Origin of the sequence: Telluria beijingensis (genome assembly GCF_030770395.1) — a bacterium.
GTDB classification, from domain to species: domain Bacteria; phylum Pseudomonadota; class Gammaproteobacteria; order Burkholderiales; family Burkholderiaceae_D; genus Telluria; species Telluria beijingensis.
On the sequence record NZ_CP132480.1, the window covers coordinates 3,015,728 to 3,038,080 of the forward strand.

25 protein-coding genes are annotated in these 22,353 nt (G+C 64.1%); 16 read left to right on the forward strand and 9 right to left on the reverse strand.

Features of this window, described 5'->3' with window-relative positions; all coding sequences use genetic code 11:
• Positions 1 to 38: 38 nt before the first annotated feature.
• The 8 genes from Q9246_RS13355 (at position 39) to Q9246_RS13390 (ending at position 7,266) form a co-directional block, all read left to right on the forward strand.
• Positions 39 to 1,325, forward strand: a complete 1,287-nt coding sequence (locus Q9246_RS13355; RefSeq protein ID WP_306391048.1) for a sensor histidine kinase — start codon at positions 39 to 41, stop codon at positions 1,323 to 1,325.
• 77 nt (positions 1,326 to 1,402) lie between these two features.
• Complete coding sequence (locus tag Q9246_RS13360; RefSeq protein ID WP_306391049.1) at positions 1,403 to 2,170, forward strand: LytR/AlgR family response regulator transcription factor; 768 nt, start codon at positions 1,403 to 1,405, stop codon at positions 2,168 to 2,170.
• Between the two features lie 257 nt (positions 2,171 to 2,427).
• A complete protein-coding gene (locus tag Q9246_RS13365) occupies positions 2,428 to 3,606 on the forward strand; it encodes a PAS domain-containing sensor histidine kinase (RefSeq protein ID WP_306391050.1) in 1,179 nt (392 codons plus the stop codon).
• 163 nt (positions 3,607 to 3,769) lie between these two features.
• The gene (locus tag Q9246_RS13370) at positions 3,770 to 4,798 is read left to right on the forward strand and encodes a porin (RefSeq protein WP_306391051.1); all 1,029 of its coding nucleotides are present in this window, start codon (positions 3,770 to 3,772) and stop codon (positions 4,796 to 4,798) included.
• A 219-nt stretch (positions 4,799 to 5,017) separates the two neighbouring features.
• Positions 5,018 to 5,554, forward strand: coding sequence for an antitoxin Xre-like helix-turn-helix domain-containing protein (locus Q9246_RS13375; RefSeq protein ID WP_306391052.1), 537 nt, complete (start codon positions 5,018 to 5,020; stop codon positions 5,552 to 5,554).
• Positions 5,551 to 6,024, forward strand: coding sequence for an RES family NAD+ phosphorylase (locus Q9246_RS13380; protein ID WP_306391053.1), 474 nt, complete (start codon positions 5,551 to 5,553; stop codon positions 6,022 to 6,024). The genes Q9246_RS13375 and Q9246_RS13380 overlap by 4 nt, the downstream gene beginning before the upstream one ends.
• Before the next feature lie 79 nt (positions 6,025 to 6,103).
• Positions 6,104 to 6,274, forward strand: coding sequence for a LysR family transcriptional regulator (locus Q9246_RS13385; protein WP_306391054.1), 171 nt, complete (start codon positions 6,104 to 6,106; stop codon positions 6,272 to 6,274).
• A gap of 20 nt (positions 6,275 to 6,294) precedes the next feature.
• Positions 6,295 to 7,266 carry a LysR substrate-binding domain-containing protein gene (locus tag Q9246_RS13390; RefSeq protein ID WP_306391055.1) on the forward strand — a complete coding sequence of 324 codons (972 nt, stop codon included), beginning with the start codon at positions 6,295 to 6,297 and terminating at the stop codon, positions 7,264 to 7,266.
• On the opposite strand, the gene Q9246_RS13395 is transcribed toward Q9246_RS13390, so the two are convergent.
• From Q9246_RS13395 to Q9246_RS13405, 3 genes are read right to left on the reverse strand one after another with little or no spacing between them, the layout of a single operon-like run.
• Entirely contained in the window at positions 7,181 to 7,648 is a 468-nt protein-coding gene (locus Q9246_RS13395; RefSeq protein ID WP_306398166.1) for a YaiI/YqxD family protein, read from the reverse strand. The genes Q9246_RS13390 and Q9246_RS13395 overlap by 86 nt on opposite strands.
• 11 nt (positions 7,649 to 7,659) lie before the next feature.
• Complete coding sequence (locus Q9246_RS13400) at positions 7,660 to 8,328, reverse strand: methyltransferase domain-containing protein (protein ID WP_306391057.1); 669 nt, start codon at positions 8,326 to 8,328, stop codon at positions 7,660 to 7,662.
• A 29-nt stretch (positions 8,329 to 8,357) separates the two neighbouring features.
• Entirely contained in the window at positions 8,358 to 9,296 is a 939-nt protein-coding gene (locus Q9246_RS13405) for a CysB family HTH-type transcriptional regulator (protein WP_306391058.1), read from the reverse strand.
• A gap of 195 nt (positions 9,297 to 9,491) precedes the next feature.
• On the opposite strand from Q9246_RS13405, the gene Q9246_RS13410 reads away from it, so the two are divergent.
• Genes Q9246_RS13410 through cobA form a run of 6 tightly spaced genes read left to right on the forward strand, consistent with a single transcriptional unit; the run spans position 9,492 to position 15,478 of the window.
• Complete coding sequence (locus Q9246_RS13410) at positions 9,492 to 11,180, forward strand: nitrite/sulfite reductase (RefSeq protein ID WP_306391059.1); 1,689 nt, start codon at positions 9,492 to 9,494, stop codon at positions 11,178 to 11,180.
• Positions 11,173 to 11,730 (forward strand): DUF934 domain-containing protein, encoded by a 558-nt coding sequence (locus tag Q9246_RS13415; protein ID WP_306391060.1) that lies wholly within the window; start codon positions 11,173 to 11,175, stop codon positions 11,728 to 11,730. The genes Q9246_RS13410 and Q9246_RS13415 overlap by 8 nt, the downstream gene beginning before the upstream one ends.
• An 11-nt stretch (positions 11,731 to 11,741) precedes the next feature.
• Positions 11,742 to 12,473 carry a phosphoadenylyl-sulfate reductase gene (locus tag Q9246_RS13420; protein WP_306391061.1) on the forward strand — a complete coding sequence of 244 codons (732 nt, stop codon included), beginning with the start codon at positions 11,742 to 11,744 and terminating at the stop codon, positions 12,471 to 12,473.
• Positions 12,474 to 12,488: 15 nt separating this feature from the next.
• The gene (cysD, locus tag Q9246_RS13425; RefSeq protein WP_306391062.1) at positions 12,489 to 13,424 is read left to right on the forward strand and encodes a sulfate adenylyltransferase subunit CysD; all 936 of its coding nucleotides are present in this window, start codon (positions 12,489 to 12,491) and stop codon (positions 13,422 to 13,424) included.
• Positions 13,424 to 14,743 carry a sulfate adenylyltransferase subunit 1 gene (locus tag Q9246_RS13430; RefSeq protein WP_306391063.1) on the forward strand — a complete coding sequence of 440 codons (1,320 nt, stop codon included), beginning with the start codon at positions 13,424 to 13,426 and terminating at the stop codon, positions 14,741 to 14,743. The genes cysD and Q9246_RS13430 overlap by 1 nt, the downstream gene beginning before the upstream one ends.
• Positions 14,744 to 14,758: 15 nt before the next feature.
• Entirely contained in the window at positions 14,759 to 15,478 is a 720-nt protein-coding gene (gene cobA / locus Q9246_RS13435; protein ID WP_306391064.1) for a uroporphyrinogen-III C-methyltransferase, read from the forward strand.
• 217 nt (positions 15,479 to 15,695) lie between these two features.
• On the opposite strand, the gene Q9246_RS13440 is transcribed toward cobA, so the two are convergent.
• The 3 genes from Q9246_RS13440 to lptF are packed head-to-tail and all read right to left on the reverse strand — an operon-like array spanning position 15,696 to position 18,414.
• A complete protein-coding gene (locus Q9246_RS13440) occupies positions 15,696 to 16,076 on the reverse strand; it encodes a sirohydrochlorin chelatase (RefSeq protein WP_306391065.1) in 381 nt (126 codons plus the stop codon).
• On the reverse strand, positions 16,076 to 17,260 hold the full coding sequence (gene lptG, locus Q9246_RS13445) for an LPS export ABC transporter permease LptG (RefSeq protein ID WP_306391066.1): 1,185 nt from the start codon (positions 17,258 to 17,260) through the stop codon (positions 16,076 to 16,078). The genes Q9246_RS13440 and lptG overlap by 1 nt, the downstream gene beginning before the upstream one ends.
• Positions 17,257 to 18,414: an LPS export ABC transporter permease LptF gene (lptF, locus tag Q9246_RS13450; protein ID WP_306391068.1), complete on the reverse strand. Its 1,158-nt coding sequence runs from the start codon at positions 18,412 to 18,414 to the stop codon at positions 17,257 to 17,259. The genes lptG and lptF overlap by 4 nt, the downstream gene beginning before the upstream one ends.
• Positions 18,415 to 18,478: 64 nt before the next feature.
• Here lptF and Q9246_RS13455 point away from each other — a divergent pair, with 64 nt between their 5' ends.
• The gene (locus tag Q9246_RS13455; RefSeq protein WP_306391070.1) at positions 18,479 to 19,972 is read left to right on the forward strand and encodes a leucyl aminopeptidase; all 1,494 of its coding nucleotides are present in this window, start codon (positions 18,479 to 18,481) and stop codon (positions 19,970 to 19,972) included.
• 62 nt (positions 19,973 to 20,034) lie between these two features.
• On the opposite strand, the gene Q9246_RS13460 is transcribed toward Q9246_RS13455, so the two are convergent.
• From Q9246_RS13460 to Q9246_RS13470, 3 genes are all read right to left on the reverse strand, one after another.
• Positions 20,035 to 20,421 carry a hypothetical protein gene (locus Q9246_RS13460; protein WP_306391071.1) on the reverse strand — a complete coding sequence of 129 codons (387 nt, stop codon included), beginning with the start codon at positions 20,419 to 20,421 and terminating at the stop codon, positions 20,035 to 20,037.
• A gap of 144 nt (positions 20,422 to 20,565) precedes the next feature.
• Positions 20,566 to 20,772, reverse strand: a complete 207-nt coding sequence (locus Q9246_RS13465) for a DUF1653 domain-containing protein (RefSeq protein WP_306391073.1) — start codon at positions 20,770 to 20,772, stop codon at positions 20,566 to 20,568.
• A 15-nt stretch (positions 20,773 to 20,787) separates the two neighbouring features.
• On the reverse strand, positions 20,788 to 21,132 hold the full coding sequence (locus Q9246_RS13470; RefSeq protein ID WP_306391074.1) for a phiTE_015 family protein: 345 nt from the start codon (positions 21,130 to 21,132) through the stop codon (positions 20,788 to 20,790).
• Between the two features lie 452 nt (positions 21,133 to 21,584).
• On the opposite strand from Q9246_RS13470, the gene xth reads away from it, so the two are divergent.
• Positions 21,585 to 22,352, forward strand: coding sequence for an exodeoxyribonuclease III (xth, locus tag Q9246_RS13475; RefSeq protein ID WP_306391075.1), 768 nt, complete (start codon positions 21,585 to 21,587; stop codon positions 22,350 to 22,352).
• Position 22,353: the final 1 nt, after the last annotated feature.

Genomic DNA, 22,353 nt, shown 5'->3' on the forward strand with positions numbered 1-22,353 from the left:
ACGCCGGGTTTTCCCGGCCAACCCAGATTGACATTGCCATGCAAGCACGCAGTTCGACACAACAGTATTTGACGGGCATCCTGTCCTGGCTCTACCGGGCCTTCGACGCGGTGGCGACCTGGGTTACCCAGCTCTCGTGGTGGAAGTTCCTCCTGTTCGCCTGCCTGACCCTGACCGCCGCCGCCATCCTGCAAGAGGAACTGTTCAACGGCCCCGCCCAGGAAGAGATCGCCCGCGCCGAGCGCGAAGCCGGCCGCCGCAGCGAAGCGAGCATCCTGATCGACGAGAGCGGCATCCGCTTCAACCCGCGCAACCGTCCGCGCAGCGAGCCGGCCGAACCTCCGGCCACCCCGGCGACTCCCGCCGACCCGGCCCATCCCGATGCGTCCGACGCGCCGCGTCCGCCCATGCCGCCCAATCCGCCAGCCATCGGCGGCAGCGGCGTCAATATCCACCCGGGCGACGATTCGGTCCACATCGAACTGCCGCCGCAGATCGGCGAAGAATTGTCGAACGCCATTGAGGCGGCGGTCGAGGATGCCGCCGAACAGAAGGTGTCGCGCTACCACAAGCAGGCCTCGACCTGGTTCATGAACTTCGTGCTGCTGCTCCTGCTCGCCCTGTTCGGCACCAAGGCCCTGGTCGGCGGCAAGAAGCGCGCCGATGCCGAGGCCCAGGTCGCCAATGCGGCCGCCGAGCGCGAAGCCATGCAGCGCCAGCTGTCCGAGACCAGGATGCAGATGATGCAGGCCCAGGTCGAACCGCACTTTTTATTCAATACCTTGGCGTCGGTCGAGCACCTGATCCGGGTCGATCCGCCGCGCGCCTCGGCCATGCAGCGCAGCCTGATCCAGTACCTGCGCGCGGTGCTGCCGCAGATGCGCGACAACGCCGTCTTGACCGGACTGGGGCGCGAAGTGGACATGGTCAGCGCCTACCTGGCCCTGCTCAAGATGCGCATGGAAGAGCGCCTGACGGTCGACCTGCAGATCCCCGACGGCCTGCGCAGCGCGGCCTTCCCGCCCATGATGCTGCAGTCGATGGTCGAGAACGCCATCAAGCACGGCCTGGAATGCAAGCCCGAAGGCGGCACCCTCAGGATCGTGGCCGAGGTGGCCGACAGCAAGCTGCGCGTGACCGTGACCGACGACGGCGTGGGCTTCGGCGTGGTGCCGAGCGACGGCACCGGCCTGGGCCTGCAGACCATCCGCGACCGCCTCAAGCTGCTGCACGGCGACGCCGGGCGCCTGCACATCGGCGCCAACAGCCCGAGCGGCGTGATCGCGACGATCGAGGTGCCCTACCAGTTGTCGAAGCAGGCGTAGAGGCCACCGCCCGGCTTGCCTGGAACCGCTGTTTCATTGAATAATCAACACATAATAAACCTGTAAAGAGACCCACCATGCCTACCGCGATTATTGCCGACGACGAAAGACTGATGCGCGAACAGCTGCGCATGCGCCTGCAGGAGGCCTGGCCCGAGCTGCAGATCGTCGGCGAAGCGAAGAATGGCGAAGAAGCCGTGCAACTGGTCGGCGAGCTGAATCCCGACCTGACCTTCCTCGATATCCGCATGCCGGGCAAGACCGGCATGGAAGCGGCGCGCGAGATCGGCGAGCGCAGCCAGATCGTGTTCGTCACCGCCTACGACCAGTACGCGGTCGAAGCCTTCGAGCGCGGGGCGATCGACTACGTGCTCAAGCCGACCGAGCCGGACCGCCTCAAGGTCACGGTCGACCGCCTCAAGGAGCGCCTGGAAAAGCCGCAGGTGGCGGGCAGCGTCAACGACAGCGTCTCGGCGATGCTGAGCCAGCTGGCCGAAAAGATCGCCGCGCCCAAGCAAAAGCACCTGCAATGGATCCAGGCCAGCATCGGCCAGGACCTGCGCATGATCCCGGTCGAGGAAATCCTGTTCTTCCGCTCCGACGAGAAATACACGGCGGTGCAGACGGCCGCTTTCGAGGCCCTGATCCGCAAGCCGGTGCGCGACCTGGCCGAGGAGCTCGATCCATCGCTGTTCTGGCAGATCCACCGCGCGACCCTGGTCAATGTGAATGCGATCGAGGGCGTGACGCGCGATATCCGCGGGCGTCACCTGGTGCTGGTCAAGGGGCGGCCCGAGAAGCTCGAGGTGAGCCGCAGTTTCTTGCACCTGTTCAAGCAGATGTAAGGTCGGCCGCGCCCATTTGCTTAGCCTGAAAGCGTCGTTCCCGCGAAGGCGGGAACCCAAGTTTCTTGCGCAGCCACATACATCGAACGTAGCGACAGCGCATGCAACTTGGGTTCCCGCCTACGCGGGAATGACGTTTTGAGGCCGGCTATACAGGATGCCCTACCTTGTCACCCCTCAACACCCCCTCCCCCTCGCGCGCGTAATGTAGAGGACCCGGTCCGCACCCGCGGCCATCTTCTCCATAGATATCCCGCATGAGACCTCAGCGCAACGCACGCCGGCGTCGTACCGGTCCGGCCGTGCTGGTGGCCGGCATCCTGGGCGGCTACTGCGCAGTCAATATGGCCGCCGCCCTGCGCCGGGCCCGCCATCCGCAGCGCGGCGCACGCAGCGTCGACGGCCGGCGCATCGTCCACAGCGCCAGCGACGCCATCCTGTCGGTCGACGAGGACGCCACCATCCTGCTGGCCAATCCGGCCGCAGCCCAGATGTTCAATGCCGGCGTGAACGCCATGCAGGGCGCCCGGCTGGCGCGCTTCATCCAGCCGCCCACGCCCGACGCCCATACCCCGCTCGACTTCTTTCCGGCCGGCGGCGGCCGCGCGGGCCGGCGCGCCACCGACTACGCCGTCACCGGCATCCGCGCCGGCGGCCAGCTGTTTCCCGTCGAGGGGTCGATCTCGAGCGTCGAGCACGACGGCCGCACCATCTTCACCGTCATCCTGCGCGACGTGTCCGAACGCCACCTGGTGCAGCAAAAGCTGGCGCGCTCGCACGACCAGCTGCGCCAGCTGTCCTCGGCCCTGCAGAGCATCCGCGAAGAAGAACGCACCCATATCGCGCGCGAGCTGCACGACGACCTCGGCCAACTGCTCGCTTCGCTGCGCATGGACCTGACCCTGCTGGCCCGGGTCGACCACCTGCCCGACGCCAGCGTGCGCCTGCTGGCCGGCATGGAGACCAATCTTCTCACCGCCATCGCCTCGCTGCGCCGCATCGCCACCAACCTGCGCCCGCGCGCCCTCGACGAAGGCGGCCTGTATTTCGCGCTGCAGGGCTTGCGCGACGAATTCGTCGAGCGCCACGGCATCGCCTGCACCCTGCTCGCCGACGAAGCCGAACTGCGCCTCGACGATGCCGCCAGCACGGCCGTGTTCCGCATCGTGCAAGAGGCGCTGACCAATATTGCGCGCCATGCGGGCGCCAGCAATGTCTTGCTCAACCTGTACCGCACCGATGGCGAGCTGCTGGTGACGATCCAGGACAATGGCCGCGGCATCCGCGCCGAAGACATGGAAAAGGCCCAGTCGCTGGGCCTGGTCGGCATGCGCGAGCGGGTCTGGGCCATGCAGGGCGACATCACGATCGGCAGCGACGAGGCGCCCGGCACCCGCATCGACATCGTGCTGCCGCTGGCCGGCCACGCCGTCTGATATCGTTCACGGGGCATCAAAGTAAAGAATATTATTCGGGCTATTGCGTAAAAACAACATAGTCAGGATGTCATGAACTCGACATATTGGCTCGATAAGATCGCTGTCGATCTGAGTTGACTTGCTAACTCAACATCTTGTCGAAACCAAACTGGAGATCTTCATGAAGTATAAGTTCCTGGCCGCCGCTGTGCTGTCGTCCCTGCCACTGTTCGCCCACGCCCAGACCAACGTCCAGATCTACGGTGTGATGGACGCCGCCATCGCGATCGAGGACACCGATGCACCGGGTGAAGACCGTCGTACCACCATCAGCTCGGGCAACCAGTCGAGCAGCCGTCTCGGCTTCCGCGGTACCGAAGATCTCGGCAATGGCCTGAAAGCCATGTTCAACATCGAAGCTGGCGTGTCGCTCGACACCGGCGCTACCGATACCCAGACCTTCGGCCGCCGCGCCGTGGTCGGCCTGCAAGGCAACTTCGGTACCCTGACCGTCGGCCGCGAATACTCGCCGATCGCCGCCGTCGCCGCCGCCACCGACATCAACGGCCAGGGCCTGTACGGCTCGAACCTGTCGGCATTCGGCACCAACCGCCTGACCCGTCGCCTGTCGAACTCGGTCAACTACAAATCGAACTCGCTGTCGGGCTTCGTCGTCAACGCCGCCTACTCGACCGGTGAAAAAACCGTCGACCCATCGGGCGACCTGATCGGCGCATCGCTGGAATACAAGAACGGCGGCCTGTACCTGGGCGCCGGCTACCACGCCATCGAACGCCTGAACGAAGGCGACGACAAGGAAATGGCGTTCGGCGCAGGCTACAACTTCGGCGCCTTCGAGATCAAGGGTAACTACCTGAAAGCCGAGCTGGAAGGCACCGGCACCGCGGTCAACCCGGAGTACACCAACGCCAACATCGGCGCGTCGTACACCGTGGGTGCGAACAAGTTCTTCCTGAACTTCCAGCAGCAAAAGCAGGACAACACCGATGCCAAGGGCAACACCGTGTCGGTGTCGTACACCTACTCGATGTCGAAGCGCACCAACATCTACACGACCTACGCCCAACTGCGCAACAACGGCCGCGGCGTGTTCGGCATCAACGCCTCGTCGAACAACGTGACCCCGCCAGCCACTGCGCTGGGCGCCGATCCATCGGTGTTCACCGTCGGCCTGCGTCACTCGTTCTGATCACGCAGCAGCGCGCAGGTCGCCGCCGGCGGCCTGCGACGGTGCGATCCGCTTCCCGCGTCCGCGGGAGCACCTGACGCCGGCTACGCTGGCGTTTTTTCATGGCGCGGAGGTAGTCAAGCCACCCAGCCAAAGTATTTGTGACCGCTCAAAGATCCGCCATATACAGTCTGGCAGGGGTCTCACTTGGCCTAGACTAGAGTCTCACTGGAGACAATCATGGCCAGCCTGAAAAAACCCAAGACAGCGACCGGCACCTCCCCTGCCGTAACGCCCGGCGCCCACACCTATCCAGCAAGCTCCCCTGCCGGTGCACATGGCCGCCATGTCGCCGAGGTGAGCAGCGCATACCTTGCCGATCCGCAGACCCGGATCGACATCATCCGGCAAGGCATTCCCGCTGCCCGCATCGGCGACCTCGCGGCGCGCATGGGGATCAGCAAGGAAAACCTGCTGGCGATCCTCGGCATGTCGCGCGCCACAATCAGCCGCAAGGAGAAAAACGCCGCCCTCTTGTCCAAGGACGAGTCCGAGCGCGTGCTGGGCATCGAGATGCTGATCGGCACGGTGCAAGCCATGGTCGAACAGTCGGGCGATCCGGCCGGTTTCGATGCGGCGCGCTGGCTTGCGGGTTGGCTCGCCAATCCGGTGCCGGCGCTCGCGGGCGCCACCCCCGCCAGTTATATGGACACGTTCGAAGGCCAGAAGTTGCTGGCGAATCTGCTCGCGATGAGCCAGAGCGGAGTCTATGCGTGAGCGTCGCGGCCTGGCGGATCGCGGTCGAAACGCCCGATTACCCGGCGCACGACTTGCTGGGGCTCGGCGCCAAGGCTACCGGCGGACGCTGGAATAGCCAGGGCGTGCCAGTCGTCTACTGCGCCAGCACGATCGCCCTGGCGACGCTCGAAACGATGCATTACTTCATGCGCGACAGCCTGCCATTCAACCGCTACCTGGTCCGGATCGATATCCCCGATGCCGTCTGGGACGAGCGCCAGGTACTCGATCCGGCGCCGGCCGGCTCGGATGCGATTCCTTTCGGACTCACGTCGATCGCTGCCGGCGACGCCTGGATCGCATCGCTGGAAAGCGCGCTGCTGCTGGTCCCTTCCGTGATCGTGCCCGACGAATACAATGTGCTGATCCATCCGGCGCACGGCGGCAGCGCCGCGATCGCCGCCACCACGCTCAGGCGCTGGCTCTACGATCCGCGGTTCTTTTCCTGAGAGCCGCGCGAGCCTGACCAGCCTGTCTTTCGACGTAATATCTTGAAAGACACATCATATATAAAAAATATAGAGGCAAATGGAACTCCGACATTTACGGTATTTCCTGGTCGTGGCCGAGGAAGGCCATTTCACGCGCGCCGCCGAGCGCCTCGGCATGCAGCAACCGCCCCTCAGCAGCAGATCCGGGCGCTCGAGCGGGAACTCGGATTCGCGCTGTTCCGGCGCCATCCGAAAGGCGCGGCGCTGACGGCGGGAGGCCAGGTCTTCGTGGAAGAAGCGAGGGCGATCCTGGCACGGCTCGACACTGCGGTGGAGCGCGCCGGGCGGATCAGCCAGGGCGTCGAAGGTGTCCTGTCGATCGGTTTCACCAGTTCGGCCGCGGCCCACCAGGCCATTCCGGCGCTGACCCGGACCTATCGCGAACAGTGGCCGCAGGTCGTGCTCGACTTCCGCGAGCGCAATGCGGCCGAGCTCACCGACGAGGTAGCGCAGGGCAAGCTCGATATCGCCTTCCTGCGCCGGCCCGCCAGCCGGCCGGATGGCTTGACCTTCCATACCCTGCTCGAAGAAGATCTGCTGCTGGTGCTACCCGCCGGGCATGCGGCGATCCCGGCCCACGCCGCGGGCACGCTGCCGAAGGTGCCGCTGCTGGCGCTGCGCGACGAACCGTTCATCCTGGTGCGGCGCAGCGGCGCACCAGGCATGTATGGCAACCTGATCGAGGCCTGCGTCCAGGCCGGCTTCGTGCCGCACGTCGCGATCGAGGTCGAGCGCATGCTGACCAATATCAGCCTGGTCGCGGCCGGCGCCGGCGTGTCGGCGGTGCCGGCATCGATGCAGGGCTTCCATGCGCGGCGCGTGGTCTATTGCGCGATCCAGGACGCCCCACCCACCCTCTCCGCGCCGCTGACCATGGTGTGGCGCGACGACGGCCAGCGTCCGCCGGTCGGCCATATGGTGGCGCTGGCCAGGCGCATGTCGATGCGGTCCGCCTGGGCGGCCTATGCATGGAGGGCCTGGATCGGAACTCTGGTCCGGGTCGGATGTCCGATACTACGTAAGCCAGTAAGACGCAGCACGATCAATAGCTTTCTCCCTCCGCGAAAACCAAGCGGACGGAGCAGGGTCGTCAGGACAACGACAACCGTCCACGCTACCGCCTTGTCGGCGTCGCCGATTTGCGCCGCGCCAGCTCCCGATCGAGCGCATTGGCGAAATTCTGGCGATCCGCCTGGCTGAAGGCCGCCGGCCCGCCGGTGTCGACGCCGCTGCCGCGCAACTCTTCCATGAAGGCGCGCATCGTCAGCTGCTGGGCGATGGTGTCCCTGGTGTACCACTCGCCGCGCGGGTTGAGCGGCAGGCCGCCCTTGTCCAGCACCAGCGCCGCCAGCGGGATGTCCCCGGTGACGACGATGTCGCCGGCGTTTACGCGCGCCACGATCTCGGCGTCGGCCGCATCCGCCCCGGCCGGCACCTGCAGCGCGCGGATGAAGCGCGAGCCCGGCACCCGGATCAACTGGTTCGCCACCAGCGTGACGTGCAGTTGCAGGCGCTCGGCCACCCGGAACAGGATGTCCTTGACCACGCCGGGACAGGCATCGGCATCGACCCAGATGTGCAGGTCCTGAGGCATCACTTCAGGCGGCAAGTCAGCACCCAATAAAACTCCCAGCGTGCAATCTTGATCTCGCGGCCGACTTTGTCCAGGCGCTTGCGCAGGGAGCTGTCGGTCGGGTAGTTCTTGACCAGCTCGTGGCGAATGCCTTCGGCATCGATCTTGAACTCATGCGTATTGCCCTGCAGGTCGGTGCGTGCGATCGTGGCGCTTTCGCCCTCCACATAGGCGTCATCGAAGATCACCAGCAGCACGTCCTTGCCCAGGCGCTTCTTGAGCGACTGAAGCAGGGCGTCACCTTGCTCACGCGTCAGGCGCGACCAAAGGCCGGCCATGAACACGGCACTGAAGCCGTCGCCACTGCTGTCCAGATCGTCGGGGAGGTCGAGTGCATCGATCTGGCGATACTCGACGTTCTGAAGGTCATCCCCATGCATGCGCGCCACGTCGAACATGTTGACGCTAATGTCGGTCGCCAGGACATATTCGGCGGTCTCGGCCAGCACTTCGCTCCAGGCACCGGTACCACAACCCAACTCGAGCACGCGATGTCCCGCGAGCAGCGTGGATATTTGTTCGTGGGCCTCTTGCAGGTCTTCCTGCTGCTCCTCCGAGTAGTCATCCCTGAGGGTATCGTACCAACCTGCCACACTGTCGTAATAAGCAATGATCGGGTTCTTGTCCATCTGTGTATCCAGTAAAAGTTCGTCGTACTTCAAAGTTCGTAGTTTTCCCCACCGCGCATCGCCGACTCGACCATCTTGCGGGTCAGCGTCGGCGTCAGCAGTTCGATGAAGGTATAGATATAGCTGCGCAGGTAGGCGCCCTGCTTGATCGCCACGCGCGAGGTGTTCATGCCGAACAGGTGGCCGACCGGCAGCGCGCGCAGGTTGCGGTCGCGCTCCGCATCGAAAGCCATGCCGGCGATGATGCCGATGCCCATGCCCAGCTCGACATAGGTCTTGATCACGTCGGCGTCGATCGCTTCCAGCAGCACGTCCGGCTTCAGGTTGCGCAGGCCGAAGGCGTGGTCGATCTTGCTGCGGCCGGCGAAGGCGGCATCATACGTGATCACGGGGTAAGTAGCGATCTCTTCCAGCGAGATCGCGCGCGACTTGAACAGCGGGTGGTCGGGCGGGGCCACCACCACGTGTTCCCACTGGTAAGCCGGCAAGGTGATCAGGCCGTCCACGGCGGTGATCGACTCGGTGGCGATCGCCAGGTCGGCCTGGTCGTTCTTGACCATGTCGGCGATCTGCTTCGGATTGCCCTGCAGTAGCGACAGGCGCACCTTCGGATACTTCTGCATGAAGCCCTGCACCACCTTCGGCAGCATGTAGCGGGCCTGGGTGTGGGTGGTGGCGATGGTGAAGCTGCCGCTGTCGTGGGCCGCGTATTCCTTGCCGATGCGTTTCAGGCTGTCGATTTCCTGCATGATCAGCTCGACCGATTGCAGCACCAGCCGCCCCGGCTCGGTCAGGCCGCGGATGCGCTTGCCATGTCGGGTGAAGATGTCGACGCCCAGCTCTTCTTCGAGCTCGATGATGGCCTTCGAGACCCCGGGCTGCGACGTGAACAATGCCTTGGCGGCATCGGTCAGATTGTAGTTCTGGCGCACGGCTTCGCGCACGAAGCGTAGTTGGTGGAGATTCATTTGATAATTATTGTTGTGAAAGTGGCATCAATCTGCTTGCGAACGACATTCTAAGATGCTTATTCGAGTTACGTATATAAGCAAATAAATTATCCGTAGTTTGGAATATAAGCTTAGCTCCGTATCATCGGGACATTATTTAATGGGCGAACACCATCCGCCTTCCCTCATACGGACCCAGCACGGACCCAGCACATGTACCGTTACGACCATTACGACCACCTTATCGTGCGCGAGCGCATCGCCCAGTACCGCGACCAGGTCGCCCGCCGCCTGAGCGGCGAGCTGCTCGAAGAAGAATTCGTGCCGCTGCGCCTGCAGAATGGCCTGTACATGCAGCGCCACGCCTATATGCTGCGCGTCGCGGTGCCGTACGGCCTGCTGTCGGCGGACCAGGTGCGCATGTTCGCCCATATCGCCCGCAAGTATGACCGCGGCTACGGCCACTTCACCACGCGCCAGAACATCCAGTACAACTGGATCGAGCTGGAGCAGACGCCGGACATCCTGACCGACCTGGCCTCGGTCGAGATGCATGCGATCCAAACCTCGGGCAACTGCATCCGTAACATTACCACCGACGAATTCGCCGGTGTCGCGGCCGACGAGATCATCGATCCGCGTCCGTTTGCCGAAATCCTGCGCCAATGGAGCACCTTCCACCCAGAATTCCTGGCCTTGCCGCGCAAGTTCAAGGTCGCGATCAATGGCGCGCTGGAAGACCGCGCCGCCATCGCCGTGCACGATATCGGCCTGACCGTGGTGTACAACGAGGCGGGCGAAGTCGGCTTCAAGTTCATGGCCGGCGGCGGCATGGGCCGCACCCCGATCCTGGGCAGCGTGATCCGCGACTTCCTGCCATGGAAGCACCTGCTGACCTACACTGAGGCGGTAATGCGCGTGTATAACACCCACGGCCGCCGCGACAACAAGTACAAGGCCCGCATCAAGATCCTGCTCAAGGCGCTCGGTGTCGAGGAATTCACCCGCCAGGTCGAAGAAGAATGGGCCGACCTGAAGGATGGCCCCGAAACGCTGACGCAGGAAGAATTCGACCGCGTGGCCAAGTGGTTCCAGCCGCACGCCTACCGCGAACTGGCCGACACTGATGTCGCCGCTTCGCAGCCAGATAACCGCGCCTTCGCCAATTGGCTCAACCGCAACGTCAAACCGCACAAGGTGCCGGGCTATGCCGCCGTCGTGCTGTCGCTCAAGAAGACCGGCGTGCCGCCGGGCGACGCCACCGCCGAGCAGATGGATTTCGTGGCCGAACTGGCCGACCGCTTCAGCTTCGGCCAGGTGCGCGTGACCCACGAGCAGAACCTGGTGCTGGCCGACGTCGAGCAAAGTAAATTGTTCGAAGTCTGGCAACTGGCCAAGTCGAAAGGCATGGCGACGCCGAATATCGGCCTCTTGACCGACATCATCGCCTGCCCCGGCGGCGACTACTGCTCGCTGGCGAATGCGAAGTCGCTGCCGATCGCGGCGGCCATCGCCGAGCGTTTCGACGACCTGGATTTCCAGCACGATATCGGCGACATCGAACTGAATATCTCGGGCTGCATCAACGCCTGCGGCCACCACCACGTCGGCAATATTGGCGTGCTGGGCGTCGACAAGGATGGCAGCGAGTGGTACCAGGTGTCGATCGGCGGCGCCCAGGGCAATGACTCCGCCATCGGCAAGATCATCGGACCGTCGTTCTCGGCGGTGCAGATGCCCGAAGTCATCGGCCGCCTGCTCGACGTCTATGTGCGCTGTCGCATCGAAGGTGAGCGCTTTGTCGACACCGTGCAGCGCCTGGGCGTCGCCCCATTCAAGGAACATGTGTACGCCACGCCGATCCCGGCGCAGGAACTGGTAGGAGAAGACCACTATGCTTAATCGACACCCACAGATCATCAAGGGTCGCGAAGTGGTCGACGACGACTGGAGCGTGCTCAAGCTCGACGAGGGACAGACCGCCGACGCGGTCGAGGTCCCTGCCGGCAAGATCATCGTGCCGCTGGCCGTATGGCAGGCCCAGCGCGATGCGCTGGCCGACCGTGCCGAACTGGGCGTGTGGCTGGCGCCGGACGAAAGCGCGGCAAGCATCAAGGACGACCTGCAGCGCTTTACCGTGATCGCCATCGATTTCCCGAAATTCACCGATGGCCGCGGCTACTCGATCGCCTACAACCTCCGCAAGCGCCTGGGCTGGACCGGAGAATTGCGCGCGATCGGCGACGTGCTGCGCGACCAGTTGTTCCAGATGGCGCGCTGCGGCTTCGATGCCTACGCCACCAGGCAAGACCGCAGCATCCATGACGCGGTCAAGGGCCTGTCGGTATTTTCGGAAACCTACCAGGCGACGGTCGACAATCCGATCCCGCTGTTCCGCCGGGTGCCACGCGATACGCCGGCCGAACATCGCGACATCGGCGCCGGCATCTAGGAGCTTTTACCATGAGCGACCTGCATCATCGCGTGGCTGAAACCCACGCGATACTGACCCGTATTGCCCGCGATTTCACACCCGCCGTGTTCGCATCGAGCCTGGCGGCCGAAGACATGGTGCTGACCGACCTGATCCTCAAGGCAAAACTGCCGATCGGGATCTTCTCGCTCGAGACCGGCCGCCTGCACGCCGAAACGCTGTCGATGGTCGAGCGCGTCAAGGAGAATTACGACTACGACATCGCCCTGTTCCGCCCACAGCCAGAGGCCGTCGAGCGCTACGTCGCCGACCACGGCCTGAACGCCTTCTACGACAGCGTCGAGATGCGCAAGGAATGCTGCCGCATCCGCAAGGTCGAGCCGCTCGGCCGCGCCCTGGCCGGCAACAAGGCCTGGATCACCGGCCAGCGCCGCGCCCAGTCGAGCACCCGCGCCGAACTGGCGGTGCAGGAAGACGACCAGGGCCACGGCATGCAGAAATTCAATCCGCTGGCCGACTGGAGCGAGCAGGACATCTGGGATTACCTGCGCCAGAACGACGTGCCCTACAATGCCCTGCACGACCGCGGTTACCCCTCGATCGGCTGCGAACCCTGCACCCGCGCCATCCAGCCGGGCGAGGACGTGCGCGCCGGACGCTGGTGGTGGGAAAACCCGGAATCGAAGGAATGCGGGCTGCACGTAGTGGACGGCAAACTCATTCGCATCAAATCCGTGGCTGCCGAAGCCACGCCCCAATAAACGACAGGCACAGCCATGACAACTATTACCGACAACCTGGTACTGAGCGATGTGAATGCCGCCCACCTGGATGCCCTGGAATCGGAAGCTATCCACATCCTGCGCGAAGTGGCGGCCGAATGCAGCAACCCCGCCCTGCTGTTCTCGGGCGGCAAGGACTCGGTCGTCCTGCTGCGCCTGGCCGAAAAGGCTTTCCGCCCGGGCAAATTCCCCTTCCCGCTGGTGCACATCGATACCGGCCACAATTTCGATGAAGTGATCGCCTTCCGCGATGCGCGCGCCGCAGAACTGGGCGAACGCCTGATCGTCGGCAGCGTCGAGGACTCGATCAAGCGCGGCACCGTGCGCCTGCGCAATCCGCAGACCGACTCGCGCAATGCGGCCCAGGCCGTGACCCTGCTGGAAACCATCGCCGAACACGGCTTCGACGCCTGCATCGGCGGCGCCCGCCGCGATGAAGAAAAAGCGCGCGCAAAGGAACGGATCTTCTCGTTCCGCGACGAATTCGGCCAGTGGGATCCAAAGGCCCAGCGCCCCGAGCTGTGGGACCTGTATAACACCCGCGTGCACCCGGGCGAGAACATGCGCGTGTTCCCGATCTCGAACTGGACCGAGCTGGACGTGTGGCAGTACATCGCCCGCGAACGCCTGGCGCTGCCGTCGATTTATTTCGCCCACCAGCGCGAAGTGATCCCGCGTAATGGCCTGCTGGTGCCGCTGACCCCACTCACCCCGGCGCGCGAGGGCGAGACGGTCGAGACCCGTACCGTGCGCTTCCGGACCGTGGGCGACATCTCGTGCACCTGCCCGGTAGCGTCCGATGCGGACACCGTGGACGGCATCATCGCCGAGACCGCCATCACCGACATCACGGAGCGCGGCGCGACCCGGATGGACGACCAGACTTCCGAAGCCTCGATGGAAAAACGCAAGAAAGCAGGATACTTCTGATGAACGCCCGTACCGACAATTTCGCCGACCAACAGGCCGGCTCGACCCTGCTGCGCTTCATCACCGCCGGCTCGGTGGACGATGGCAAGAGCACCCTGATCGGCCGCCTGCTGTTCGACAGCAAGGGCATCTTCGCCGACCAGCTGGCCGCCGTCTCGCGCGCCAAGCACAAGCGCACCGTGGGCGACACCATCGACCTGTCGCTGCTGACCGATGGCCTGGAAGCCGAGCGCGAACAGGGCATCACGATCGACGTGGCCTACCGTTACTTCGCCACGCCGAAGCGCAAATTCATCATCGCCGACACCCCGGGCCACGAGCAGTACACCCGCAATATGGTCACCGGCGCCTCGACCGCCGACGCCGTGATCATCCTGATCGACGTCTCGAAGGTCAAATTGGGCGACGACGGCAGCGTGCAGCTGCTCACGCAGACCAAGCGCCATTCGACCATCGCCAAGCTGCTGCAGATCGAGCACGTGGTGGTGGCCGTGAACAAGATGGACCTGGTCGATTACGACCGCGGCGTCTATGAGCGCATCGTCGCCGAGTACCAGAAGTTCGCGCAATCGCTGGGCCTGAAGGACATCACCCCGATCCCGCTGTCGGCGCTGGCCGGCGACAATGTGGTCGAAAAATCTGAAAAACTGGCGTGGTACGAAGGCCCGACCCTGATCGAGCTGCTCGAATCGCTGTCGGTCTACGACGCATCGCACGCCGCGCCATTCCGCTTCCCGGTGCAGCTGGTGGCGCGCCACAACGGCCACGAAGCCAACGACTTCCGCGGCTATATGGGCCGCATCGAGTCGGGCGCGGTCAAGGTCGGCGACAAGCTGACGGTGCAGCCTTCCAACCAGAGCGCGACCGTCAAGGAGATCGTCACCTTCGACGGCAAGCTGGAATCGGCCGTGGCCGGCCAGTCGGTGACCCTGGTGCTGAACGAATACGTGGATGTCTCGCGCGGCGACATGCTGGCGGGCGCCGAGCAGCCGGCGACCCTGCTCAAGCAGGTGACGGCCGACGTGTGCTGGATGGCCGACGAGCCGCTCGACCTGCGCCGCAAATACTGGATCAAGCACGGCACCCGCCAGACCGCGGCCAAGGTGGCGCGCCTGGACACCATCCTGGACGTCAACACGCAGGAACGCCACCCGGCAGAAGGCCTGAAGCTGAACGACATCGCGCGCGTGCAGTTGACGGTGCAGCAGCCGCTGGCGGCCGACGCCTACGCCGACATCCGCGCCACCGGCGCTTTCATCCTGATCGACGAAGTCACCCACCAGACCGTCGCAGCGGGTATGATCCGCATCGAAGAGTAATTATTAGGGAATCGTATGGCGGCGCTGGGCAAAGTGTATCTCGTAGGAGCCGGTCCCGGCGCAGCTGATCTCATCACGGTGCGCGGCGCGCGCCTGCTGGCGCAGGCCGACGTGGTGCTGTATGACGCCCTCGTCACGCCCGAGATGCTGGAACTGTGCCTGCGGGCCGAGAAAATCTCGGTCGGCAAGCGCTCGGGCCAGCGCTCGATGGCGCAGACGCTGATCAACGAGCAGCTGGTCGACTGCGCCGGCAAATATGCGCTGGTGGTTCGCCTGAAAGGCGGCGATCCGATGCTGTTCGGCCGCGCCGACGAAGAATTGCGCGCGCTGGAAGCCGAAGGCATCGAGGTCGAAGTCGTCCCCGGCATCACTACCGCGGTGGCGGCGGCGGCGGCGACCAAGCAACCCTTGACCAAGCGCGGCCTCGCGCGCAGCGTCGCCTTCTTCACCTCGAGCACGGCGCCGGACGAGCCGGATCATCCTGCGCTTCCAGAAACCGACACCCTGGTCCAGTACATGGGCGGACGCGAAGCCGCGGCCACCGCCGAACGCCTGCTGGCCGAAGGCCGGCGCCCCGATCTGCCGGTGGTGGTCGTGGAGAACTGCAGCCGCGCCGACGAACGCATCCTGCGCCTGACGCTGACTGATCTCGCGCGTGGTCTCGAGCCCGGTCATGGACCGGTGCTGGTGATGATGGGCGAGGCGCTCGCCAGGCGCGAGCACCAGGCATCGTAAGCGTTACCACCACGGCACGAAGGCGATGCCGTCCTCGATCGCTTCGAATACCTGCGCCTGGTTTTCCGGGCTCTCGCACGATGATGTCGGACACCTCTTCACCCCAAGAGGAAAGCCGGATAGCGGATTTCCCCAGCCCGACAAGGCGGTTCAACAGCGGGGCTGCGACGCCATCGACGAGTTTCTCGTCAAGCACGCTTATACGGCGAGATAACGCTCAACCGGGTTGATTATCGAGCGCGGCCACGCAGTAATCGGTCATCGCCCTCTGCACCCCGGCGTCCTCGCCGATGGCGCCCACCACGTCGAGCGTCAATCCGGGATGCGCGGCGCGGATCGTATCGCACAGGGCCGGCAGGTCGCGCAGCAGGTGCCCGCCCTGCCCCAGGAATACCGGCACCACCGTCACCCGATCGATCCCGCGCGCGACCATTGCCGCCACCGTGTCCGGCAGGCTGGGCGTCATCAATTCGAGGAAGGCCAGCGCCACCTCGGCATCCGGCGCCTGGGCCTGCGTCGCATCGCGCAGCCGTTCGAACGGCGCCGCCCAGGAAGCGGCGCGCGCGCCGTGGGCGAACAGGATCAGTCCGCGCGTCATCAATGCCTCTCCACCCACCACAGCGCCCCGAGCGCCATCAGCAGGAACAGCATGCTCGGCGCCACCGCCGTCAGGAAGGCCGGCAGGATGGTCAGCACGCCCAGGTGCGAGAACAGCGAATTGATGAGCAGGAAGCTCACCCCGATCATGATGCCGATGAAGATCTTGAGGCTCACGCCGCCGCTGCGCGTGTGCAGGTAGGCGAACGGCAGCGCCAGCGCCATCAGCACGAAGATCGAGAACGGGTCGATGACCTTCTTCCAGAACGCGACCTTGAAGCGTTCGGTCTCTTGCCGGTTTTCGGCCAGGTGGCGCGTGTAGACGGCCAGTTCGGCGGCCGACATGCGTTCGGGGTCGGAGCGAGACACCGACAGGATCTTGGGCGTGATCTCGGACGCGAGCACATAGCTGTCGAGCTTGCGGGTCGAGACCGAGGCTGTCTCCTGCCCATAGGTGCTCTGGATGGTCTGCCCGGCCGGGACAGCCGAGCCGGGCGCGGGCAGCTCGCGGCTGTTCGCGAACATGGTCTCGGTGACGTTGGACAGGCGCCAGGTATTGTTGCCGCCATAAGCGCCGTGCGCCGCCGTGACGATCGAGCGGATGCGCATATTGTTGTCGAACTCATAGAGGCGCACGTCCTCGAGCTGGCCGTCGGGGGCGATGCGGCGCACATTGAAGAAGCGCGAACCGGTGATGTTGCCGCGCACGCCGTCCGCATGCACGCTGTCCTTGGTCCACATGCCCGAGCGGAATTCGGCCGACACCGAACCGCCCTTGGCGGTCAGGCGCATGCGCTCGGCGACCGGGGCCGTGCGCGGCGTAATCAGTTCGCCGAACACGAATGCGATCAGCACGAACACGGCGCCGATTTTAAACAGCATCATGGCGGCCTGGCGGGTCGACATCGACGAGGCGCGCATGATGGTGAATTCGGAACTCGAGGCGAACTGCGCCATCGTATAGATGGTGCCGATCAGGGCCGCCACCGGCATCACCTGGTACACATTGCCCGGCACCAGCAACAGCACATACAGCAAGGCATGCTGCATGCCGAAGTCGTTCTTGCCCACCGACGGCAGGATGCTGGTCAGGTCCATGAAGGCGACCAGCGCCAGGAAGGCCGCCAGCACGAAGGCCACCGCCTGGAAAATATTGACGGCGAAATAGCGTTGGAGGATTTTCATTCTGCGCGCGCCTCTTCACGCTTGGGCGCAGCCGCTTTTTTCAAGAAACGGCGGCGCTTGAAGCCATTGATCAACACCAGCGGATGGTAACGGTGGTTCACGTTCAGTCGCCAGGCGAACAGCCCCACCACGACCAGCAGCGCCGCCAGGTGCAGCGGCCACCAGCCCATGGCGAAGGCCAGCTTGCCCTGCTTGACGCTGGCCTCGGTCAGGCGCACCAGGTTGTTATAGGTGAAGAAGATCAACAAGGCGATGATCAGGTTGGCCGACGACCCCGCGCGCGGATTGACGAAGCCGAGCGGAATCGCCAGGAGCATCAGGACGAGGCAGGTGATCGGCGCCGCGATACGGGCCAGCAGTTCGGCCTGGGTAAAGCGGTTGGGGGCGATCAACAGCGCCGGCGTGGACAGGGCCGACACCGGCACGTCGGCGCCGAGCATCGGCGCCTGGGTGGCCACCCGCATGCTGTAGCGCTCGAATTCCATGGTCTGGAAATCGGCCTGGCCCGGCACGCCTTCGTAGCGGCGGCCATTGCTGAGCACCAGGAACTGGCCGCCCTTGCCGTCCGACTCGATCACGCCCTGCTTGGCCACGACCACCGAGTGGCTGTCGCCATCGACGCCGCCGACGAACACATTCTGCACCACGGTGGAGCCTTCGGCGCTGCGTTCGACGAAGAACACGCGGTCGCTCGAGCTCGATTCGCGGAACTGGCCGGGCGCCACGCGCTGCAGGTCTTCGCGCTTCTGGAAGCGCTCGACGAATTCGGCGCTCTTCATCTTGGCCCAGGGCGTGACGACGAAGGACAGCGCGCCGACCAGGGCCACCATCGGCAAGCCCAGCGTCAGGACCGGCCGGATCCACCCGAGGAGGGATTGACCCGAGGCGAACCAGACCACCATTTCGGAATCGCGGTAGCTGCGCGTGATGGTCGCGACCACGGCAATAAAGGACGTGAGGATAAGGATGATCGGCAAGAGCTCGGCGCTGCGGAACACGATCAGCGCCAGCACGTCGCCGGATGCCACCTTGCCGCCCGCGGCCCGGCCGAGGATGGCGATCAGGGTCCAGGTGACGAGGATGGAAAACAGCACCGTGAACGTCGCGCCCGCGGCGCTCGCCAATTCACGTTGCAGGGAACGTCGGAAAATCATTCAATAGAGTCGTTATAATTGCAGATTAGGCAGTCCGCCGCCAAACATCGATACGGAGAACCAAATGGACTTTAGCATAAAAGCATTCGACACAAAAAACACCCTGGCCGCTGCGAAATCCGGCTGCATCGCGGTTGCGGTGTACGAGAACAAGAAACTGTCGGCTGCGGCAAAAGCACTCGATGTGAACGGCGACATCAGCGCGGCGCTCAAGTCGGGCGACATCAGCGGCAAGCCCGGTTCGACCCTGCTGCTGCGCGGCGTGGCTGGCGTGGCCGCTACGCGCGTGCTGCTGGTCGGCCTGGGTAGCGACGACGTCGCCAGCGAGAAAAGCTTCACGACCGGCGTCACCGCCACGCTGAAAGCCTTCTCGACCCTCGGCGCGGCGGACGCCATTATCGCATTCCCGCTCGACAGCGTGAAAGAGCGCGACGCAAACTGGGCGCTGCGCGCGCTCGTGATCGCCGCCAGCGAAGCCGAATTCCGCACCGACGGCCAGAAGAGCAAGAAGGATCCGGCCATTGCCGGCGTGCGCAAGATCGTCGTCGCCGTCCCCGAGGCAGGCGTGAACAAGGCGACCCTGGCCCAGGCCGCGGCCATCGCCAATGGCATGAACCTGACCAAGGAACTGGGCAACCTGTCGCCGAACGTCTGCACCCCGACCTTCCTCGCCAACACCGCGCGCAAGCTGGCCGAGGACTACGGCTTCGACATCGAAGTCCTGGAACGCAAGCAACTCGAAGCGCTCAAGATGGGCAGCTTCCTGTCGGTGACGCGCGGCAGCGACGAAGCGCCGAAGTTCATCGTCCTCAAGCACAACGGCGGCAAGTCGAAGGACGCGCCGGTGGTCCTGGTCGGCAAGGGCATCACCTTCGACACCGGCGGCATCTCGCTCAAGCCAGGTCCCGGCATGGACGAAATGAAATACGATATGTGCGGCGCCGGCTCGGTGCTCGGCACCTTCCGCGCCATCGGCGAGATGGGCCTGAAGCTCAATGTCGTCGGCATCGTCGCCGCCTGCGAGAACATGCCGTCGGGCCGCGCGACCAAGCCGGGCGACATCGTCACCGCGATGAACGGCACTACCATCGAAGTGCTCAACACCGACGCCGAAGGCCGCCTGATCCTGTGCGACGCCCTGACCTATGCCGAGCGCTTCAAGCCGGCCGCCGTGGTCGACATCGCGACCCTGACCGGCGCCTGCATCGTGGCCCTGGGCCACCACACCAGCGGCCTGTTCACCCGCGACGACGCCGCCCACGACCAGCTGGCGACCGAGCTGCTGGACGCCGGCAAGCAGGCGGGCGACGTGGCATGGCGCTTCCCGCTGGGCGAGATCTACAACGACCAGCTCAAGTCGAACTTCGCCGACCTGGCCAATATCGGCACCCCGGGCGCGGCCTCGATCACCGCAGCCTGCTTCCTGGAGAACTTCACCCGCAAGTACACCTGGGCCCACCTGGACATCGCCGGCACCGCCTGGAAATCGGGTGCGAACAAGGGCGCGACCGGCCGTCCGGTGCCGCTGCTGACGACCTTCCTGATGAATCGGGTGTAATCGCCGCCTGGCGCATTGAAACGAAACAGCCCCGCATGCGGGGCTGTTTCGTTTTAGGGAGCTCAGAACACCCGGGTTGCGAGCGGGCTCGCCTCCACCGCTTCCGGCGGCGGCGCCGACGGCTGCATCAGCACCGTCAGGATGGCCGGATAGCCATACCCAGCGCCCGAATGGCGGTCGACGAGATAGCCGAGGCCGGCCGTGGTGACGAGGTTGCCCACCAGGTTGGACGTATCGAGCCTGGACTGGACCACCTCGGCGGCGCTGGCGGACGCGCCCTTCTTGCAGCTGATCGAGATCGGCTGGCTGCTGCGGGTGACGGTCACGCGGCCCGGCGCGATCATGTACCAGCGGCCGACGTCATTGCTGAGAATGCAACCGACCCCGCCGATCTCGCGGTAATCGAGCACGGCGCGCACCTCGATCTGCTGCACGGGGGAATCGGACACGGTGGCGCATCCGCCCAGCAAGAGCAGCGGGGCGAAGACGGCAAGGGCAAACGGGCGAGATAGGAAGAACATGGGGACCGTCAAAAGGCAGATACCTCTTTAACGGCAGCATGTCGCCATAACTGAAGTCCTTCGCGCCTGCGCTCAGGCAGGCGGTGCGTCGAGGAGAGCGAAGCGCGGCAGCGTCGTGCCGTCGACCGTCACTTCTCCGAAGAATGCGTCACGGGGCCTTACCCACACGACGCCATCCTGGCCGCGATAGACGACCACGGGTGTGTGGTCGGCTTCGAGCACCGCTTCGCATACCAGCTCGTAGATGCCGCCCTTGTAATGGCGGTAACGTATCGGCATGCCTGGAAAGCCGGATCAGACCTTCTCGGCCTCGGCCTTCTGCTTTTTCTTCAGGCCCTGGATAACCTTGAGCACGCCTTCCATGCCGGCGGTCTCGTCCAGTTCGCTGAAGGCGTCCAGCACTTCGTTCAGCACGCGGTTGCGCACTGCCGCTTCATCTTGGGCAATCGCGGGCGCCGCGCCATCCTTGGCGAACTTCGATGGGGTATCGGCGGCGGCCTTGGCGCCATGCGCCAGTGCTGCCTGCCAGATCACCCAACGGCGCTGGGTTTCGAAAACGAGGTATTCCTCGGGTTTGTCTTCGCGGCGGCGAACGATGTGGCCCTCACGCTGGGCCCACGCTTCAAATGCACTACGCATTTCTATCCTTTTCAAATCTGCGTTCGGATTATTAACTCGTGAAACTCGATATTTCACAATAGTACCACTACCGCACATCGATGGTCTGCGACAACGTGCGGCCTGACCGAACCGGCTTCACGGTACGCTAATGGTACAATGGAAGTTGCCCTTACGCAATTTTATTATTACCAGAAAGCAACAAACCAACAACGTCGACCATAGCTTTGCTGCGGCGACCTACCCACGTTATAGCTCCGACGCGACATTGGAGCAATACCGTTTAGCAAGCTATCAATTAATTTTATTATCACCTGTTGCGGCTTAACCAAGCACACGTCCGTATTTCCCTCGTTGGAGAGAACTCGGCATCGCTACAAGCCGCAAACCCGGCAATAATAGCTGATTGGCAAGCAATTTGGCCGCACGACAGTATGTTACAGCCAACACTCTACCATGACACACATAAAAGCATGAAATTAGTCACCTGGAATGTTAATTCCCTGAAAGTTCGTCTCTCGCATTTGCTGCAATGGCTGGAAGCTAATCCCGTCGATGCCCTGTGTATTCAGGAAACCAAACTGACCGACGACAAGTTCCCGCTGGCCGAGCTGAACGCGGCCGGCTACCAGGTCGCGTTTTCTGGCCAGAAGACGTATAACGGCGTCGCCATCCTGTCGAAGCACCCGATCGAAGACGTGGTAAGGAACAACCCGCATTACGAAGACGCGCAGCAGCGCCTGCTGGCGGCGACAATCGACGGCGTGCGCTTCATCTGTGCCTACGTGCCGAACGGCCAGGAAGTCGGTTCCGACAAATATGCCTATAAGCTGGCCTGGCTCGAGGCGCTGCGCACCTGGGTGGCGGCCGAGATGGCCGCGCACGAGCGCTTCGCGATCCTAGGCGACTACAATATCGCCCCCGAGGCGCGCGACGTGCACGACCCGGCCGAATGGGAAGGCCGCATCCATTTCTCGATTCCCGAGCGCGCTGCGCTGCAGGAACTGATGGCGCTGGGGCTGTCCGACGCGTTCCGCCTGTTCGACCAGCCTGAAAAGCAGTACAGCTGGTGGGATTACCGGCAGATGGCGTTCCGCCGCAACCGCGGGCTGCGCATCGACCACATCCTGCTGTCGAAGGCGCTGGCCGAGCGCTGCACCGCCTGCCATATCGACCGCGAGACGCGCAAGTGGGAACAGCCGTCGGATCATGCGCCGGTGGTGGCGACGATCGCGGATTGAG